A 716-nucleotide genomic window follows, 5' to 3' on the forward strand; every position below is an offset into this window, starting at 1 on the left:
GCTTTTTCATTCCTGGTTCTCCCTATCTTAATGAAAAAGCGAGTGACGTAATACTTAGGAGCAGCGCTGCTCCCGCAACACAAAGAGCTTATCAAAACTACGTGGATGGGTATACAGTAGCAACTAACACCAGTACAGCTAGTATCGCGTTTGCAGTGGGAAAAGCAAAGCAGCCGTTGGATCAAATTGCCGTATTATCCATCGGAACAGGTGAGCAGCCAACTCAATTAAGAAGAGATACCAAGGGATGKGGAATGGTTAGTGCCGATAACATACGTCCTGAAGATATGGAGGACCTTCCGCCAAATTGGGGAGTACTTTTAGACCGGTCTCCTAATGAACCGTTACTGCCGTTTCTTCAGGTTATCTCTGGTGGATCGAGCTATTATGAATCAATGGTTAGCTCTGAGCTTTTAGGCGAACAGTTTTTCCGGTTAAATCCGAGGATTCCTAATTTCTCTAAAACGGATCCTTCAGTGGTGCCCGCTCTTATTTCAATTGCTAATAAAACAAATTTACGACCGGCATTTCAATTTATAGAGAGAAACTGGAATTAATATGACCGTACTTTAGATTAATTTCTTGTTTCTATTTGAAGTATTTAAAATTTTATATAACAAGATATCCACGCTGGCAGCGTAGCGGTCATCCTACGCTCAAGCAATTCAACTAAACCTCTTCTCTCCCCCCAACCACAACAACCGCTAGCTCCAAAA

General features: G+C 42.2%; 1 protein-coding gene. It reads left to right on the forward strand.

Annotated elements, in window-relative coordinates:
• Window positions 1-557 (forward strand): patatin-like phospholipase domain-containing protein (locus AC1DRF_RS30945; RefSeq protein WP_477742695.1); only part of this gene is annotated, 557 nt, incomplete at its 5' end.
• Window positions 558-716 lie beyond the last annotated feature (159 nt).

The sequence above is a fragment of the Priestia sp. P5_B4 genome (assembly GCF_056400385.1).